The organism is Sphingomonas sp. M6A6_1c, assembly GCF_053345135.1.
In genome coordinates, this window is record NZ_JBKEZO010000001.1 from 534,434 (window position 1) to 551,829 (window position 17,396).

A 17,396-nucleotide genomic window follows, 5' to 3' on the forward strand; every position below is an offset into this window, starting at 1 on the left:
TTCTCGCCCACCCCCCTCATCGCCGCGGCAGCTCCACCGTCACCAGCGTCCCCTCGCCGGGCTGCGAGACCAGCTCGATCCGCCCGCCATGCGCCTCGACGAACTGCCGTGCGAGCGGTAGCCCCAGCCCCAGCGCGCGCTCGCCGGTCGGCTGCATGCCGGGCTCGCCGAACCGGTCGAACGCGCGCGCGATACTCTCCGCATCCATGCCGAAGCCGTCGTCCGACACGACGATCCGCGCCCCCGTCGCGCTGCCGTCGGCGTGGAGCAGGATGCGCCCGCCCTCGGGCGTCGAGGCGACCGCGTGGCGCAACAGATGTTCGATCACTTCCTTTAGCCGCTTGGGATCGCCGCGCACCCGACCGGTCGAGCGCGCCAGCTCGACCGCGAAGTCGAGCTTGCGCCGCTTCGCCGCCGGCCGGATCGTCTCCGCCGCGGCGCGCGCCGTCGCGGCGAGGTCGACGTCGACGCGCTCGATCTCGGCATCGTCGCCGCCCTGCGTCAGGTCGAGCACGTCGTCGATCAGCAGCCCGAGCCGCTCGACCGATTGCAGGATCGCCTCGACATAGCCGTCCGCGGTCGCGGTCAGCTTGCCGGCGAACCCCGCGTGCAGCATCTCGGCGAAGCCGCTGATCGAGGTCAGCGGCGTGCGCAATTCGTAGCTCATGTTGGCGACGAACTGCGTCTTGACCCGGTCCGCCGCCTCCAGCGCATTGGCGCGGTCGCGCAGCGCCTGCTCGGCGCGCCGGCTGTCGGTGATGTCGAGCATCGTCAGCAACGCATTGCCGTCGGGCAGCGGCACCGCGGCGAAGGCGAAATGCCGCCCGTCGGCGAAGGCGACGCGGCCGCCGCGCTGCTGGCGCTCGGTGGTGGCGGAGCGGACCAGCTCGGGGATCAGCGCGGCGCGATTGGGCGTCGCGAGCTTCGACGCCGCCGCCGCCGCGAAGGCATCGACGCGCGGATGGCCGGCGAGGAATTCCTCCTCGAACCCCCAGACCGCGCGAAGGCGATTGTTCCAAAGCTGCAACTTGCCGTCGGCGGCGAACACCGCCAGCGCCTCGAACAGATTGTCGAAGGTCGCGGTGCGCACGCGCAGCAGCGTGTCGCGCGCGCTAGCGAGCTGCACCTCCTCGGTGCGATCCTCGAAGATCGTCAGCAGGCCGCCGTCGGGCAGCGGCTGCGCGACGACGCGCAGATGCGTGCCGCCGGGCAGATGCCAATTCTCCTCGCTCGCCGTCTCGCCGGGAACGAACCAGCCGCGCCGCTCCGCCTTCCAGCTCGGGAAGTCGCGCACCTCGGGCACGCGGCTCGCCTCGCGCATCCGTTCGAGCACGCGGTCGAATTCGGGCCGGTCGGCGAGCCATTCGGCGCGCATCGCAAACATCCGCCGGAACGGCTGGTTGCAGAAGACGAGGCCGCGGTCTGCGCCGAATTGCGCGACGCCCGCCGACAGCCGGTCGAGCAGCGCGCGCTGCGCATCGGCGAAGCGCTTGGCGCCGGCGCGCGACTGTTCGAGATCCTCGATGTCGACCGCGAAGCTCGCCACCCCGCCGGTCGGCAGCGGCACGTCGTGCACTTCGAGCGAGCGGCGCTCGCCGCCGATCGTCGCGGGCAATATCTCGCGCTGCGGCGTCCCCGATGCACGCGCGGCATGCGCCCCGGCGCGCGGCCCGCCGCGCCCCGATCCCTCGACCAGTTCGAGCTGGCGGCCGATGACGTCGGCGGCATCGACGCCGTCGACGGCGCGGACATAGGCGCTATTGACCATCGCGAGCCGCATGTCGCCGCTGCGATACCACATCGGCAGCGGCGCCGCCTCGATCAGCCCGGTCAGCGCCTCGAAGGCGATCGACAATTGCTCGACCTGATCGCGCAGATGCGTGATCTCCGCCTCGCTGTCGGTGGCGTCGAGCGTCCAGATGACGACCGCGCCCGTCGCGCCCAGTTCGCCCGGCGCGCGGCTGCCGCGGATCGTGATCGCCCGCCCCGATCCGATCGGATGCAGCGCCCGGACGAAGCCGCGCCCCGCGCGCTGCGCCGCCTGCACGTCGGCGGCGAGCGCTTCGGCCTCCTCAGCGGGCAGGCCAGCACCCTCGGCGGCAAGATCGCCCAGAAAACGCGGCGCCACCGATAGCCCCAGCCATTCGACCAGCCGCGGCGGCATCTCGATTCGCCCATCGGCACGGACCAGCATCGCCATCGCCGGAGAAACGCTCCGCAGCACCTCGGCCTCGCGGCTGCGTGCGATCACCCCCGCCGCCTCGCCGCGCAGCCGCCAGCCGACGAACAGCGCAAAGCCGCCGCCGGCGATCAGTGCCGCCAGCACCGCGCCACACAGGACCGCCGCCATCACCGAAAGCTGGATCAACGCTTACCCCTCGTCACGCCCGTCCGCACGGCGTGCACGGCCCGCGTGTAGAACGCAACCTACGGCAGCGGCAATGAGAGTCGATGGCCACCGCCCCCGGCCGGGGGGCATGCAAAGAAAAAGGGCGGCACCTTTCGGCACCGCCCCTTCCCCACCATGATCGCGAGCGATCAATAGCGGTAATGGTCCGGCTTGAACGGTCCTTCGACCGGCACGCCGATGTAGCCGGCCTGCTTCTCGCTGAGCTTCGACAGCTTGACGCCGAGCTTCTCGAGGTGGAGCGCGGCCACCTTCTCATCGAGATGCTTGGGCAGGACGTACACTTCGTTCTTGTACTTCTCGCCGGCAGTCCAGAGCTCGATCTGCGCGAGCGTCTGGTTGGTGAAGCTCGCGCTCATCACGAACGACGGATGGCCGGTCGCGCAGCCGAGGTTGACCAGGCGGCCCTTGGCGAGGACGATGATCTGCTTGCCGTCGGGGAATTCGACCAAGTCGGTGCCCGGCTTCACTTCGCTCCACTTGTAGTTCGAGAGAGCGGCGATCTGGATCTCGCTGTCGAAGTGGCCGATGTTGCAGACGATCGACATCGGCTTCATCGCCTTCATGTGATCGGCGGTGATGACGTCGGCGTTGCCGGTCGCGGTGACGAAGATGTCGGCGCGCTTGACCGCCTCGTCCATCGTCACGACCTCGAAGCCTTCCATCGCCGCCTGCAGCGCGCAGATCGGATCGATCTCGGTGACCATGACGCGGGCGCCGCCGTTGCGCAGCGACTGCGCCGAGCCCTTGCCGACGTCACCGAAACCGGCGACGGCCGCGACCTTGCCGGCCAGCATCACGTCGGTGGCGCGACGGATCGCGTCGACCAGCGATTCCTTGCAGCCGTAGAGGTTGTCGAACTTCGACTTGGTGACGCTATCGTTGACGTTGATCGCGGGGAACGGCAGCTCGCCCTTCTTGGCGATCTCGTACAGGCGATGCACGCCGGTCGTCGTCTCTTCCGACACGCCCTTCAGGTTCTTGACCGTCTCGGTCAGATAGCCCGGCTTCTTGGCGATGAACGCCTTGAGCGCGCGCTGGAACTCGACTTCCTCTTCATTCTCGGGCTCGCCGAGCGTCGCGCCGGCCTCGAGCTTCGCGCCCCAGAGCGCGAACATCGTGGCGTCGCCGCCGTCGTCGAGGATGATGTTGGCGGTCTGGCCGTCCGTGTCGCGATCCCACGAGAAGATGTCGCCGACATAATCCCAATATTCGGCCAGGCTCTCGCCCTTCACCGCGAACACCGGCACGCCCGTCGCGGCGATCGCGGCGGCGGCATGGTCCTGCGTCGAGAAGATGTTGCAAGTCGCCCAGCGCACGTCAGCGCCGAGCGCGGTCAGCGTCTCGATCAGCACCGCGGTCTGGATCGTCATGTGCAGCGAACCGGTGATGCGCGCGCCCTTGAGCGGCTGGCTGGCGCCGAACTCGTCGCGCAATGCCATCAGGCCGGGCATCTCGGTTTCGGCGATGCGGATCTCGGCGCGGCCGAAGTCGGCGAGGCCGAGGTCCTTGATGACGTAATCGTTCTTTTCGACCGCGAGCGCAGTAGCCACGTGTCATGCTCCTCAAGAAGATGGATGGCGGCCCCTTAGCCGGTCCCGCCGGCCGGATCAAATATAAAGATATCTTTATATGTCGTCGGGCCTGTCCGCGTCAGGCGGTGCCGGCGTCGGGGACGAGCAGCCGCGTGTCGATCCCCGCCTTGCCGAAGGCGGCGGTCCAGCGCCGTCCGGCGGGGGTGTCGAACAGCAGATCCTCGTCGCCGGCGACATGGAACCAGCCCGGCTGGGTCAGCTCGCCCTCGAGCTGGCCGCCGCCCCAGCCGGCATAGCCGAGCGCGACGAGATAGCGCGTCGGGCCGCTGCCCTCGGCGATCGCGCGCAGCACGTCGACGGTGCTCGACAGCGACCAGCGTCCGGCGACGTCGATCGTGTCCTGGCCGCTCCAGTCGCTCGAATGGACGACGAAGCCGCGCCGCGGATCGACCGGGCCGCCGAAATGCACCGGCGCGTCGGGCGCGACGCCGTGCGGGATTTCGAACTGGTCGAGCAGATCGTGCAGGCTCAATCCCTCGATCGTCGCGCCGACGCCGATGCCGATCGCGCCGTCGGCGTCGTGCGCGCACATCGCGATCACCGCATGGTCGAAGCTGGGATCGCGCATGCCCGGCATCGCGAGAAGGAATTGGCCGGCAAGGAAGGGTCGATAGTGCATCGCGGCAAACATAAGCTGCGCCGCGGGTTCTGCCATGCTTGAAATCAACGCCGTCATGCCCGACCTCCCGCGGCGTGGCGCCGTCCGGCGACCACCCGCTTTCCAGCATCGGAGACCCAAGATGACGATCACCGTCGGCGACAAGATACCGGCCGCCACCCTGACCAAGGTCACCTCCGATGGCCCGGACCAGATCACGACCAACGCGCTGTTCGACGGCCGCACCGTCGCGCTGTTCGCGGTCCCCGGCGCCTTCACCCCGACCTGCTCGGCCAAACATCTGCCCGGCTTCGTCGACAAGCGCGAGGAACTGGCCGCCAAGGGCGTCGACGAGATCGCCTGCATCTCGGTCAACGACCCCTTCGTGATGGCCGCCTGGGCCAAGTCGGCGAATGCCGAGGGCATCACCATGCTCGCCGACGGCAATGCCGATTTCGCCGAGGCGATCGGCCTGACGATGGACGGCAGCAAGTTCGCGATGGGCAAGCGCAGCCAGCGCTACACGATGCTGGTCGAGGACGGCGTCGTGAAGCAGCTCCACGTCGAGGCCCCCGGCGAGTTCAAGGTCAGCAGCGCGGAATATCTGCTCGGCGAGCTCTGACCCCATCGTCCTCCCCCACACAGGGGGAAGGTGATCGTATATGACGAATGGGGTGTCGCACCCGTCTTTATATCTTCGTCATGCCGGACTTGATCCGGCATCCCGCTTCTCGGCACCGTCCGAAGAAGCGGGACCCCGACCCAAGGCCGGGGTGACGGAGTAGATTTCCGCAATCGCGCGAAACACTCTGACGCTCATAGGGGATTGCCTGTCCGCAAGAGGGAGGGCCGGCGGTCATCCCATTGTCTTGCCACCGTCACCCCCGGCGCGTAACCATCCGGGATGACACTCGCATCCCGGATCGTCGCCGACCTCGACCGCCTCTATCGTGCCTCCGTCGAACGCCTGCAGGTCGCACTCAATGCCTATCTGACCGACGGCACGCCGCCCTCGCCCGAGAGCCGGGTCGACGGGTCGTTCGCCTATCCCGTCATCCACCTGCGCTATGCCAGCGTCGGCGATCGCCCGACGCCGCTGCGTTCGTTCGGCCGGCTCGTATCGCCCGGCGACTATACGATCAGCGTCACCAAGCCCGCGCTGTTCGCCGACTACCTCACCGAACAGCTCACGCTGCTGCTCGAGGACTACGACGTCGAGGTCGAGGCGGTGCCGGGGCGGCAGGAGATACCCTTCCCCTACGTCCTCGATCCCGGCCATGCGCTGAGCCTCGACACGGTGTCGGCGACCGAATTGTCGCGCCACTTCCCCGCTACCGAGCTTGCGCATATCGGCGACGAGATCGCCGACGGACTGTGGATTTCGGACGGCGGCACCCGCCCGCTCGCCTTGTTCGACGCGCTGCGCACCGACTTCAGCCTCGCCCGCCTGCGCCATTATATGGGCACGCCGTCCGAGCACACGCAGCGCTTCGTGCTGTTCACCAACTACCACCGTTACGTCGACGAATTCGTCCGCTGGGGCGCGTCGCAGCTCGGCCCCGAAAGCCGCTTCACCGCGCTGTCGGGCGCCGGCAATATCGTCATCGACAATCCCGGCGACATCGACAAACTGGTCAACGACAGCGCGTGGCGGCGGCACCAGATGCCCGCCTATCATCTGATGGCCGACGACCGCACCGGCATCACGCTCGTCAACATCGGCGTCGGCCCGTCCAACGCCAAGACGATCTGCGACCATCTCGCGGTGCTCCGTCCCGAGGCGTGGCTGATGATCGGCCATTGCGGCGGCCTGCGCCCGTCGCAGCGGATCGGCGACTATGTCCTCGCGCACGCTTATCTGCGCGACGACCATGTCCTCGACGACGTGCTGCCGCCTGAGATTCCCGTTCCCGCGATCGCCGAGGTGCAGCAGGCGCTCGCCCGCGCCTCGGAGATCGTCAGCGGCCAATCGGGCGAGGAGCTGAAGCGCCGCCTGCGCACCGGTACGATCGTCACCACCGACGATCGCAACTGGGAGCTGCGCTATTCCGCCTCGGCGCTGCGCTTCTCGCTTTCGCGTGCGGTCGGCATCGACATGGAATCGGCGACGATCGCCGCGCAGGGCTATCGCTTCCGCGTGCCCTACGGCACCCTGCTCTGCGTCTCGGACAAGCCGCTGCACGGCGAACTCAAGCTGCCGGGACAGGCAAACCGCTTCTACGAACGCGCGATCAGCGAGCATATGCGGATCGGGATCGAAACCTGCGAACAGCTCCGCCGCGAAGGCGCCAAGCTGCACAGCCGCAAGCTGCGCGCGTTCGACGAGCCGCCGTTCCGCTGATCGCGGGCGGTGGCGTTCCGCAAATTGGAAACGATCCGGGCCTAGTGCGTTACGGTTCCGAATCTATCAGGGAGTTGCTGCCGTGGCCGATGAAACCGACGACACGCCGAAGTCCGACACGCCGGCAGTGACGCCGCGCCGCCGCGCGCCGCGCAAGACAAGCACGACGCGCGCGACGCCGGCCAAGGCTCCCGCCAAGCCGCGCGCGCCGCGCGCCAAGCCGGCCGATACCTCAACAGTCGAGAAGGTCGAAACCGCGGTCAGCGACGCCGCCGCCAAGACGACCCGCCGCGCCAAGGCCGCGGTGGCCAAGGCGGAAGGCGCGGTCGCCTCTGCCGCCAAGTCGGTCAAGCCCCGCTCAACCAAGCGTGCGACGCCGCGCGCCGCGACCAAGAAGCCCGCCGCGAAGAAGCGCGAGACCGACGGCACCAGCAGATGGGGTATCGCCGCGATCGGCGCGGGCGTCGCGACGGTCGGCGCGGTCGCGGCGGCGGCGCTATTGTCGCTGCGGGGCAGCACGCCGAAGGACGGCAAGAAGGCGCACAGCCCGGCAGGCGAGGACGCGTCCAAGTCCTTCGAGGCCGGCATCGCCGACGAAAATTCGATCCCCGAGGCGTAACCTGATCCCTCCCCGTCAGGGGGAGGGTTCGCGCATCTACCGTCATGCCGGACGTGTTCCGGCATCCCGCTTCCTCGCGGCGCCCGGAAAAGCGGGACCCCGGCGCAAGACCGGAGTGACGGAACGGGTTTGGAATACGAGGGCTCGCACAAGCGTCCATATGCGATAGCCCTGCCTTTGCGGGGGAGTTACCCTCCCCTCACCACCCCGTCGGCTTGCCCTTGTTCTGTTGGTCCAGCCACGTCTTCAACGGCGCGAAATATTCTACCAGCGCCTTGCCCGACATCTGCCGCGACTCCGTCATCACCTGCAGCGCATCCGGCCACGGCTTCGACTGACCCATCGCCAGCATCGCGTTGAGCTTCGTCCCCACCGCCGTGTTGCCATAGAAGGAACAGCGATGCAGCGGCCCCTTCCAGCCGGCTTGATCGCACGCCGCCTTGTAGAACTGGAATTGCAGCACCCGCGCGAGGAAGTAGCGCGTATAGGGCACCGTCGCCGGGATGTGATATTTGGCGCCGGCGTCGAACTTGCTCTCGTCGCGCGCCACCGGCGGCGTGATCCCCTGATAGCGCAGGCGCAGCGCGTCCCAGCCCTTCTGGTAATCGCCGCTGCCGATCTTGCCCGAGAAGACGTCCCAGCGCCATTTGTCGACGAGCAGCCCGAACGGCAGGAACGCGACCTTGTCCATCGCCTGGCGCAGCAACAGGCCGATGTCCTTGTCCGCGCTCGGCACCTGAGCCGGCGCGAGCAGACCGATCTTCACGAGATAATCGGGCGTGATCGACAGCGCGACGGTATCGCCGATCGCCTCGTGGAAGCCGTCGTTGGCGCCGCCCTTGTAGAGATACGGCTGCGTCTTGTACGCGCGCTGATAGTAATTGTGGCCGAGTTCGTGGTGGATGGTGACGAAATCGTCGCCGTTCACCTTGGTGCACATCTTGATGCGGATATCGTCGAGGTTATCGACGTCCCAGGCGGAGGCGTGGCAGATCACCTCGCGATCGGCCGGCTTGACGATCTGCGAACGCTCCCAGAAGGTCTTGGGCAACGCCGCGAAACCGAGCGACGAATAGAAGGCCTCGCCCTGCTTCACCATCCGCGTCGGGTCATAGCCCTTCGCCTTGAGCAGCTCGCCGGTGTCGTAGCCGACGTCGCCCGCGCCCTTCGGCGCGACGATGTCGTAGATGTTGCCCCATTCCTGCGCCCACATATTGCCGAGCAGGTCGCTGCGGATCGGCCCCGTCCTGGCCTGCACCGCGTCGCCGTATTTCTCGTTGAGCTTCCAGCGTACATAGGTGTGCAGCGACAGATAGAGCGGCTCGACCTCCTTCCAGATCTGGTCGGTCAGCATCTCGAACTGCGCGGGCGTCATATCATAGCCCGAGCGCCACATCGCGCCGACATCGGCGAATCCCAGCTCCTTGGCGCCGGCGTTGGAGATCGCGGTCATCCGCGTATAATCCTTGCGCATCGGCGCGCCGACATTGTCGTTCCAGCTGACCCACATCTCCTTGAGCTTGGCGGGGTCTCGCGAAATACCCATCGCCGCCTCGATATCGGAGCCGTTGATCGGCTTGCCGTCGAGCGTGCCCTTGCCCTTGCCGTAGCTCGACGACATCCGCGTGGTCAGCGTCGCCAGTTCCGTGGCGGCGCCGGGCGTGGTCGGCGCGGGCAGGCCGACGCCGTTCTTGAGCAGGTCGAGCTTGCGGCGCGTATCGAACGACACGCCGGACACGCCGTTGAACCGCGCCGCGCCCTTCGCCCATTGCACCGCCTTCTCGGTCAGTTCGGCGCCCGATTTCGCGGCGAGCGCATCGGTATCGTCGGTGATATAGGTGGCGTTGACCCAGGCGGTCTGTTGCGCCGGCACTGAAAGGTCGGCAGCCTCCTTCTCGACCGCGGCGACATAAGCGTCGGCTTCCGCCGCAGTAGGCCGGGTGCCGGTGTTGGTACCGGTCTGCGCGGCGGCGGGCATGACGAACAGGGCCGCGGCGAGCGCGGCGGTGGAGACGAGACGCATGGATGGAAACCCCTGACGATCGTATGATTGTCGTCAGGATGGCCGCGTCACCGCCCGCGGGTCAAGCCATGGCTCAGCCGGCGAGATAGTCGGCGATCGCCTGCCCCAGTTCGGGCTTGGCGACCGCGCTCATATGGCCGCCGGGAATCTCGCGGTACACCGCATGCGGGATCGCATCGGCGAGCGCCGCGCCGGAGCCGTTGTCGTCATCCTCCGCCCCGGTGACCACCGCGACCGGCACGGTGATCGCCTCGACCGCGTCGAGCGGCGTATCGACGAACGTCTCGAGCACGTTGAGCAGCGCGACGGGATCGCCCTTGGTCGTCTTGAGGAAGGCCTCGGTCATCCACTCGTTGCTGCCACGCTCGAAGCTGCCGAGGTGGGTCAGCACCTTGCGGAAATAGTCGCCGCGGCCCGCAGTCGTGAGGATGCCGGTCAGCCCCATGCCGGCGAGCACCGCCCGCCGCGGTGTCGCGCCGTTGACCAGCATGCGCATCGTCGTCCGTCCGCCCAGCGAATAACCGCCGAGATCGTAATCGGTGAGGCCGAGATGCGCGATCAGCGCCATGCCGTCGCGCATCAGCGCATCGGGCGGATAGGCGGCAACGCCATGCGGCCGGTCGCTGAGGCCATGGCCGCGCAGATCGGGCATGATGACGCGGAAGCCACGCGCGGCGAGCTTGGCGGCATGGCCGTATTTCAGCCAATTGACCTCGGCGGTGGAGAAATAGCCGTGGATCAGCACCGCGGGCCGTCCCGTCCCCAGCTCGCGCCAGGCGATGCGGGTGCCGTCGAAGCTGTCGAAAAATTGCGGTTCGGTGGGCGAGTCGGCCACGAGTCGTCGGTCCTGCTGCTGCGATACGGTTGAGGCGCCGTCCGTGGGTCGGGCGCAACGATAAGTCCAGCCTCGATCCCTCGCCCGCCGTCGCCACCGGCGCCGTGACGATCGGGCAGAACCGTCGAAATCGGCCTTTCCAAGCCGGCAAAAGAGGCATACTCTCCTTTCAAAGCATAAGATGGAGAGCGATGATGGACAATGGTCAGCAATCCCGTGGCGTGCATCCGGCCGGCGACGAGAGCCTGGTGATCCTCCAGAGCCTGTTGTGCCTGCTGCGCGAGAAGAACCTGCTCAGCCGCGCCGACATCGAGGAGCTGACCGATCGCGTCGCGGTCCGCGCGGCACAGGCGGAGCGCGATCCCCTGCCCTGCTGCGTCGAGGCGACGCAGGGTGCGGCACGCGAGATGGCGCGGATCGGCGAATATGTCGGCCATCGCTATGGCGGCAAGCACCGCCGGCTCGGCTAGGCGCGGGCCTTCCGTTCGCATCCCAAGTCTGTATAGCCCGCGATGCCGCCCCCGAGAGCGGCATCGCCCGGGAGAGGCGCCTGACCCATCACGCATGAGGTCCGATGCAGTCCCGCGACATTGCCTTCTCCCACGGTCGACCGCACAGCGTCGCCGAAGACGCTTATGCCCTGATGATCGGGTGCATCCTGATCGTCGTCGGGCTGATCTTCCTGAAGGCCGCAGGGCTGGTCACCGGCGGCGTCGCCGGCATCGCGCTGTTGATCTCCTATAAGGTCCCGCTGCCCGCCGGCGTGCTGTTCACGCTGATCAACATCCCCTTCTTCGCCTTCGCGCACAAGGTGATGGGCGCGCGCTTCGCGGTGAAGTCGCTGCTCGTCAACATCGGCATCGCATCGTTTTCGGCGCTCGCCCGCGCATCGATCCGCGTGGTCGACATCCATCCCGCCTTCGCGGCATTGGTCGGCGGCACGGTGATCGGGATGGGGATATTGGCGCTGGCACGTCATCAGGCCGGCGTCGGCGGCACCGGCGTGCTGACCTTATGGCTGCAGCGCACCCGCGGCTGGAACGCCGGCCGTTCGCAGATCGCGATCGACGTGGTGATCCTCGCCATCTCCGCGCCGGTCCTCACCGCCACGCAACTCGCCTGGTCGGCGCTCAGCGCCGCGGCGATGAGCCTGATCCTGATCGCCTGGCATCGGCCGGGGCGCTATATCGGGCATTAGCCTGCGCGGCTGGCAGCCTCCAACGATACCAGCCAGTCGCCGAAGGGCGTGCCCTGACAATTGACGATCAGCTTCCGATCGGCCGTCAGGATCCTGATGCCGGTGGATTCCGCGAGTGCGAGATAGACGCAGTCGTACACCGGGTGGGCGATCGTCAAAGCGATGTCGAGGGCGCGGGCGGCTAGCCGATCGGTCGGCAGGAACGTCAGCGCAGCCTCGATCGCCGCAAATCCGGCGACTGCCTGCAACGCACCGATCTCGTTGCGCCGCACCTTTTTCCAGAGCGCGTTGGCAAGTTCGCTTCGCAACAGATCCGGTGCAACCACATCGCCGCCGAGAAATGGAGCGGCCAGTTCCGAGCCCTCCTCGGCGACCGCCCATTTGACGGCGACGCTGGTATCGACGATCCAGGTCAAGCCTCGCGAAAGCCCTCGCGATCCTCGCGGACGAGCCGCTCGGCAGGCGTCTGCGGCACGTCCGGGGTCATCGCGCGAATCGCGGCGAGCCTCGCCCGCACGTCGCGATGCCGCTCGCCAGTATCGGGCCTCAGCCGCTGCAACGCCGATCGCAACTCAGCCTCGAGCGAGCGGCCGTTGCCATCGGCCGCCCGCTGATAGTCGCGAAGCAGGGAGTCATCGAGATCAGGGATCAGCACCTGTGCCATGGGAGCGATGCTATCATCGCTCCGTTAGCCCCTCAACCGTCCTTCTTGAGATGCCGCCGGCCGAGCAGTTCCGCGATCTGCACCGCGTTGAGCGCCGCGCCCTTGCGCAGATTGTCGCTGACGCACCACAGGTTGAGGCCGTTCTCGATCGTCGGGTCCTCGCGGACGCGGCTGATATAGGTAGCATCGTCGCCCGCCGCCTCGATCGGGGTGATATAGCCGCCGTCCTCATGCTTATCGATCAGCATGATCCCCGGTGCCTCGCGCAGGATGCGCTTGGCGTCCTCTGCCGAAATCTCGTTTTCGAATTCGATGTTGATCGATTCCGAATGGCCGACGAACACCGGCACCCGCACGCAGGTCGCGGTGACCTTGATCTTGGGGTCGAGGATCTTCTTGGTCTCGACCACCATCTTCCACTCCTCCTTGGTCGAACCGTCGTCGAGGAAGCTGTCGATATGCGGGATGACGTTGAAGGCGATCTGCTTGGTGAATTTCTTCGCCTCGGCGGGATCGCCGACGAAGATGTTGCGGCTCTGCTCGAACAGTTCGTCCATGCCGATCTTGCCCGCGCCCGACACCGATTGATAGGTGGAGACGACGACGCGCGTGATCTTGGCGGCATCGTGCAGCGGCTTCAGCGCCACCACCATCTGCGCGGTCGAGCAATTCGGGTTCGCGATGATGTTCTTGGCCTTGTAGCCGTCGATCGCCGCGGCATTCACCTCGGGCACGATCAGCGGCACGTCGGGGTCCATGCGGTAGAGCGACGAATTGTCGATCACCGTACAGCCGGCGGCGGCGAACTTGGGCGCATAGACCTTTGTCGCCTCGCTGCCGATCGCGAACAGCGCCATGTCCCAGCCGGTCGGATCGAAATGCTCGATATTGAGCACCTTGAGCATCTTGCCGGTGTCGCCATATTCGATCTGTTCGCCCTGGCTGCGGCTCGATGCCAGCACGGCGATTTCGTCGAGGGGGAATTCGCGCTCGGCGAGGATGTTGACCATCTCGCGCCCGACATTGCCCGTCGCGCCCGCGACCACCACCCGATAACCCATGAAACCCTCCGCTGCGTTGCAGCGCCGCCTAATACGCTTGCGTGTCCGCGTCCATCGGCTTTGCTAATCGTGCGTGCTGAGCTGCCACGTCGCATGGCCGATCCCGTGAACGCGGGCGAGGTGATCGACCAGCGTGTCGAGTTCCGCATCGGGTACGTTGGTGCTGACCAGCGTCGCCGTCACCTCGACGCGATCGTCGCCACGCGGCTCGGTTTCCAGCTCGGCGACGGGCAGCTGCGCGCTTTCGAGATGCGCGACGAGCATGTCGCCCATCGGCCCCGCCTGCGCCGGATCGACGGTGATCGTCACGCTATAGGTCGCCTCGACCGAATGGCCGACCAGCGGGATGCGGTTGATCGCATCGACCAGCGGCCGCAGCAACGTGTTGGCGGCGAGCACGACGACGGTGAGCAGCACCGCCTCGGCGACCATGTCCGACCCCGCGATCGCACCGACCGCCGCCGAACACCAGAGCGTTGCCGCGGTGTTGAGCCCGCGGACGTTCATCCCCTCCTTCATGATCACGCCCGCGCCGAGGAAACCGATCCCCGACACGACATAAGCGATGATCCGGATCGACTCGACGTCGCCGCCGAGCCGCTGGCCGAGATCGACGAACGCCGCCGCGCCGATCGCGACGAGCGCATTGGTGCGCAGCCCCGCGGTACGCTGCCGATATTGCCGCTCCGCGCCAATCACCGTGCCGAGGATGAAGGCGGTCACGTAGCTGACCAGCGTGTCGAGGAACGGCCAGAGGTGGAAGAGGGTCAGGAAACGCATCGGCGGCGTGTAGCGAGGGTCCGCGACGAAATCATGTCAGCGGTTACGGTAACATTCCTCCCCGCCAGGGCTGGCAGTGCGAAGCACTGACGGAGGGGGAGGATACGGCGTAGTACGTCGTCTGCGGAAACGCCCCTCCACCACCCTTCGCGAGGGAGGAATGGGATGCCCTACTTCTTGTCCTTCACGTTCCGGTCGAGGAATTCGAGGATCGTCCCCCACAGATGCTGGCTGACCCCCGGTCCCGCGACACGATGCGTATAGCCGGGGTAGAACATCATCTCGAACGGCGTCGCGGTCGCCTGCATGCGCGCCGCCACCTTGGTCGAATTGTCGAGGAAGACGTTGTCGTCCGCCATGCCGTGGATCAGCAGCAGCGGGTCGCGGATCTTCGACGCCTCCTCGACCGCCGCGGATCCGGCATAGCTCTGCGGATCCTTGGCGGGATCGCCGAGATAGCGTTCGGTATAATGCGTGTCGTAGAGCTGCCAGTCGGTCACCGGCGCGCCCGACACCGCCGCGGCATAGACCCCCGGCGTCTTCTCCAGCATCTTCAGCGACATATAGCCGCCATACGACCAGCCATAGGTCGCGATCCTGCTGCCGTCGACGAACGGCAGCGATTTCAGATAATTGGCCCCGGCGAGCTGATCCTCGACCTCCACCGTCCCCATCGCGTGATAGATCTGGTCCTCGAACGCCTTGCCGCGATTGTACGAGCCGCGATTGTCGATCTTGAAATAGACCCAGCCCTGGCTGACCAGATATTGCGGCAGCGCCCCCTGCCAGCCGCGCGTCACCTGCTGGCCCGTCCCCGGACCGCCGTAATGTTCAAAGAACACGGGATATGTCTTACCCGCGACGAGCGGCGGCGTGATCATCTCCCAATAGAGCGTCGTGCCGTCCGCGGCCTTGATCGTCCCGAACTTGGTCGGCTGATGCTGCGCGAGGAACGGGAAATAGGGATGGCCCGCGACCAAGGCATTCTCGTTGATCCACGCGATCCGCTTGCCGCTGGTATCGGCCATATAGACCTGCGTCGGTTGCGCCGAATTCGATCGCGACACGATGAAGCGGCTCGCCGCTTTGTCCATCGTCGCGCTGTTGGTCCAGCCGCGCTCGGTCAGCCGCTCGATGACATTGGGCTTGGCGATGTCGACCGCATAGAGATGCTGTTCGAGCACGTCGTCCTTCAGCCCGGTGAAATACAGCCGGCCCTTCTGCTCGTCGACGCCGACGAGGCCGGTGACCACCCAAGGTCCCTTGGTAAGCTGCGTCCACTTGCCGCCCGGCGTCCAGCGATACAGATGACCGTAGCCGTCGCGCTCGGAGCGCCAGATCAGGCTGCCGTCCTTCATCGGCTGATAATCGTCCGACAGGTTGAGCCAGCTCTTCGCCCCCGCCTTTTCGGTGAACAGCACGCTCGCCTTGCCCGTCGCGGGATCGACGCGCAGCATGTCGAGCGTCTTCTGGTCGCGGCTCTGCCGCTGCACCAGCAGCGTCTTGCCGTCGGGCGTCCAGTCGACCCGCGCCAGATAGATGTCGGGGTTGGTGCCCAGATCGACCTTGACCTGCCCCGACCCGTCCGGCCGCATCACATACAGTTCGACGAGCACGTTGGGCGTCCCCGCCGCCGGATAGCGCTGCTCGTAGGTCTTGGTCCCCGCCGCGCCGATCGACGCGCGGGTGAAGACGTGGACGGGTGCCTCGTCGAACTTCTCGACCGCGATGAACCGCTCGTCGGGCGACCACCAATAGCCGGTGGTGCGGTGCATTTCCTCCTGTGCGACGAACTCCGCCTCGCCGAAATGGATCGTGCCGCCGCCGCCCTGCGTGACCGCGCGCGCGTCGCCACCGGCGAGCGGCTGCGCGAACAGGTTCTGGTCGCGCACGAAGCTGACATAGCCGCCCTTCGGCGACACGATCGGATTGAGCTCGCCGCCCGGCGTCTGCGTCAGCCGCCGCACCTGCCCGTCGAGCGTCGCCAGATACAGGTCGCCGTCGAGCGGCACGAGGATCGCCTTGCCGTCGGGCGCGAAGTCATAGGCGACGATACCCTTCGACCCGCCGATGCGCGCACGTTCGCGCTGCATCTTCTCCGCCTCGCTCAGCTCGGCGCCGCTGCCGACCGTCTTGCTGTCGACCAGCATCCGCTCGGCGCCGGTGCGCGTGTCGCGCGCCCAGAGATCGGTGCGCTCCTTCTCGTCGGCGCGCGGCCGCAGGAAGGTGAGCAGCGTCCCGTCGGGCGACAGGCGCACTCCGCGCGGCTGCGACCCCGACAGATCGGGGCTGCCGAACACGCGCGCCAGCGTCAGTTTGCCGGTCTCGGCGGTCGCCGCCGGCCGAGTCGCGCCGGTCTGCGCCCCCGCTTCAGCGGTCATCGCCATGCTCCCCACCGACGCGAGCGCCAAGGCCACGATCCATCCCCGCATCCACCTTCTCCAATAACAACGAGTTGGCGTTCTTACGGCACGCCCCGCCCGCGTAAAGATGGATTGAGACAGGGTTACCGACGCATAAACCGTGTCTTTACTCGCTTCGGTATAGTTAGTGGGTAGACAAGGACCATGTCGGACCGGCTTGGCGGGACGATATCGATTAGCGGGACAGCATGTTGGACACGGCACAGAAGGGTGGGCAAGCGAGCGCTTGGGACGTGGTGACCAAGCTCGGCGAGGCCGATGGCAGCGTCGCGCATCCGCATCTCTCGCTGCTCATCTCGCCCGCCGCCGCGTCGCGCGACCTGTCCGATGCGGTCCACGCGCTCTGCGCCGTGCACGGTGACCCGCCCGGCCTCGCGGTCGAGGCGCGCACCTTCTGCGTCCAGCCCGACGCCTGCGACTGGCTGACCGCGGTCGCCGACGCCTTCGTCGGGGAGCGCAGCTATATCGCCCGCCTCGCTGCCGCCGCCGGCCCCACCCCCTCGACGCCGGGCCAGGCCGAGACGGAGGCGGCGCTGATCGCCAGCCGCCACGCGCTCGAAACGCTCGCCCGTTCGGAACGCCGCGGCTGCGCGACCGGTGCGGTCGCCGCGCTGGTGCAGGATTGGACGACGATCCGCCTGCTGCTCGATCATGCCGCGCAGCGCTTCGGCGTCGAGCCGGTCCCCGCCGGTTTCCCGTCGCTCGCCGAGACCGCGTCGAGCGTCACGATGCTCGGCGCGACGCCCGCCACCGAACGCGCGGTCCGCTTCGGCGCGCAGCAATTGCTCGCGCAGCATCGCGCCTTGTGGGACCTGCTCGAAGCCCGCGCCAGCGCCCGCAACGGCTGAGCCG

16 protein-coding genes are annotated in these 17,396 nt (G+C 67.2%); 6 read left to right on the forward strand and 10 right to left on the reverse strand.

The window, feature by feature from the left end; all coding sequences use genetic code 11:
* Positions 1-16: 16 nt before the first annotated feature.
* From ACLBWH_RS02400 to ACLBWH_RS02410, 3 genes are all read right to left on the reverse strand, one after another.
* Positions 17-2,350, reverse strand: coding sequence for a PAS-domain containing protein (locus ACLBWH_RS02400; protein ID WP_447796700.1), 2,334 nt, complete (start codon positions 2,348-2,350; stop codon positions 17-19).
* A gap of 188 nt (positions 2,351-2,538) precedes the next feature.
* A complete protein-coding gene (gene ahcY, locus ACLBWH_RS02405; RefSeq protein WP_322847855.1) occupies positions 2,539-3,960 on the reverse strand; it encodes an adenosylhomocysteinase in 1,422 nt (473 codons plus the stop codon).
* Between the two features lie 100 nt (positions 3,961-4,060).
* Complete coding sequence (locus ACLBWH_RS02410) at positions 4,061-4,621, reverse strand: YqgE/AlgH family protein (protein WP_322847854.1); 561 nt, start codon at positions 4,619-4,621, stop codon at positions 4,061-4,063.
* Between the two features lie 121 nt (positions 4,622-4,742).
* Between ACLBWH_RS02410 and ACLBWH_RS02415 the strand changes: the two genes are divergently transcribed.
* From ACLBWH_RS02415 to ACLBWH_RS02425, 3 genes are all read left to right on the forward strand, one after another.
* Positions 4,743-5,222 carry a peroxiredoxin gene (locus ACLBWH_RS02415; protein WP_322847853.1) on the forward strand — a complete coding sequence of 160 codons (480 nt, stop codon included), beginning with the start codon at positions 4,743-4,745 and terminating at the stop codon, positions 5,220-5,222.
* A gap of 282 nt (positions 5,223-5,504) precedes the next feature.
* Positions 5,505-6,941 (forward strand): AMP nucleosidase, encoded by a 1,437-nt coding sequence (locus ACLBWH_RS02420; RefSeq protein WP_322847852.1) that lies wholly within the window; start codon positions 5,505-5,507, stop codon positions 6,939-6,941.
* 82 nt (positions 6,942-7,023) lie between these two features.
* Positions 7,024-7,560: a hypothetical protein gene (locus tag ACLBWH_RS02425; RefSeq protein WP_447796504.1), complete on the forward strand. Its 537-nt coding sequence runs from the start codon at positions 7,024-7,026 to the stop codon at positions 7,558-7,560.
* Between the two features lie 199 nt (positions 7,561-7,759).
* Here the strand turns inward: ACLBWH_RS02425 and ACLBWH_RS02430 are convergent, their stop codons facing one another.
* Positions 7,760-9,583 (reverse strand): M2 family metallopeptidase, encoded by a 1,824-nt coding sequence (locus ACLBWH_RS02430; RefSeq protein ID WP_447796505.1) that lies wholly within the window; start codon positions 9,581-9,583, stop codon positions 7,760-7,762.
* Positions 9,584-9,656: 73 nt separating this feature from the next.
* Entirely contained in the window at positions 9,657-10,418 is a 762-nt protein-coding gene (locus tag ACLBWH_RS02435; protein ID WP_447796506.1) for an alpha/beta fold hydrolase, read from the reverse strand.
* A 191-nt stretch (positions 10,419-10,609) separates the two neighbouring features.
* Here ACLBWH_RS02435 and ACLBWH_RS02440 point away from each other — a divergent pair, with 191 nt between their 5' ends.
* Together ACLBWH_RS02440 and ACLBWH_RS02445 are read left to right on the forward strand one after the other, a co-directional pair.
* A complete protein-coding gene (locus tag ACLBWH_RS02440; protein ID WP_447796507.1) occupies positions 10,610-10,888 on the forward strand; it encodes a hypothetical protein in 279 nt (92 codons plus the stop codon).
* 104 nt (positions 10,889-10,992) lie between these two features.
* Complete coding sequence (locus ACLBWH_RS02445; protein WP_447796509.1) at positions 10,993-11,616, forward strand: YitT family protein; 624 nt, start codon at positions 10,993-10,995, stop codon at positions 11,614-11,616.
* On the opposite strand, the gene ACLBWH_RS02450 is transcribed toward ACLBWH_RS02445, so the two are convergent.
* The 5 genes from ACLBWH_RS02450 to ACLBWH_RS02470 all read right to left on the reverse strand — a co-directional run bounded on the left by ACLBWH_RS02450 (position 11,613) and on the right by ACLBWH_RS02470 (position 16,508).
* On the reverse strand, positions 11,613-12,032 hold the full coding sequence (locus ACLBWH_RS02450) for a type II toxin-antitoxin system VapC family toxin (protein WP_322847846.1): 420 nt from the start codon (positions 12,030-12,032) through the stop codon (positions 11,613-11,615). The two genes, ACLBWH_RS02445 and ACLBWH_RS02450, sit on opposite strands and share 4 nt — an antisense overlap.
* The gene (locus ACLBWH_RS02455) at positions 12,029-12,280 is read right to left on the reverse strand and encodes a FitA-like ribbon-helix-helix domain-containing protein (protein WP_447796511.1); all 252 of its coding nucleotides are present in this window, start codon (positions 12,278-12,280) and stop codon (positions 12,029-12,031) included. The genes ACLBWH_RS02450 and ACLBWH_RS02455 overlap by 4 nt, the downstream gene beginning before the upstream one ends.
* Positions 12,281-12,312: 32 nt before the next feature.
* A complete protein-coding gene (locus ACLBWH_RS02460; protein ID WP_322847844.1) occupies positions 12,313-13,341 on the reverse strand; it encodes an aspartate-semialdehyde dehydrogenase in 1,029 nt (342 codons plus the stop codon).
* A gap of 63 nt (positions 13,342-13,404) precedes the next feature.
* Positions 13,405-14,121 carry an MgtC/SapB family protein gene (locus ACLBWH_RS02465; protein WP_322847843.1) on the reverse strand — a complete coding sequence of 239 codons (717 nt, stop codon included), beginning with the start codon at positions 14,119-14,121 and terminating at the stop codon, positions 13,405-13,407.
* Positions 14,122-14,291: 170 nt separating this feature from the next.
* On the reverse strand, positions 14,292-16,508 hold the full coding sequence (locus ACLBWH_RS02470; protein ID WP_447796702.1) for a S9 family peptidase: 2,217 nt from the start codon (positions 16,506-16,508) through the stop codon (positions 14,292-14,294).
* 224 nt (positions 16,509-16,732) lie between these two features.
* Here ACLBWH_RS02470 and ACLBWH_RS02475 point away from each other — a divergent pair, with 224 nt between their 5' ends.
* Positions 16,733-17,392, forward strand: a complete 660-nt coding sequence (locus ACLBWH_RS02475) for a DUF6975 family protein (protein ID WP_447796513.1) — start codon at positions 16,733-16,735, stop codon at positions 17,390-17,392.
* Positions 17,393-17,396 lie beyond the last annotated feature (4 nt).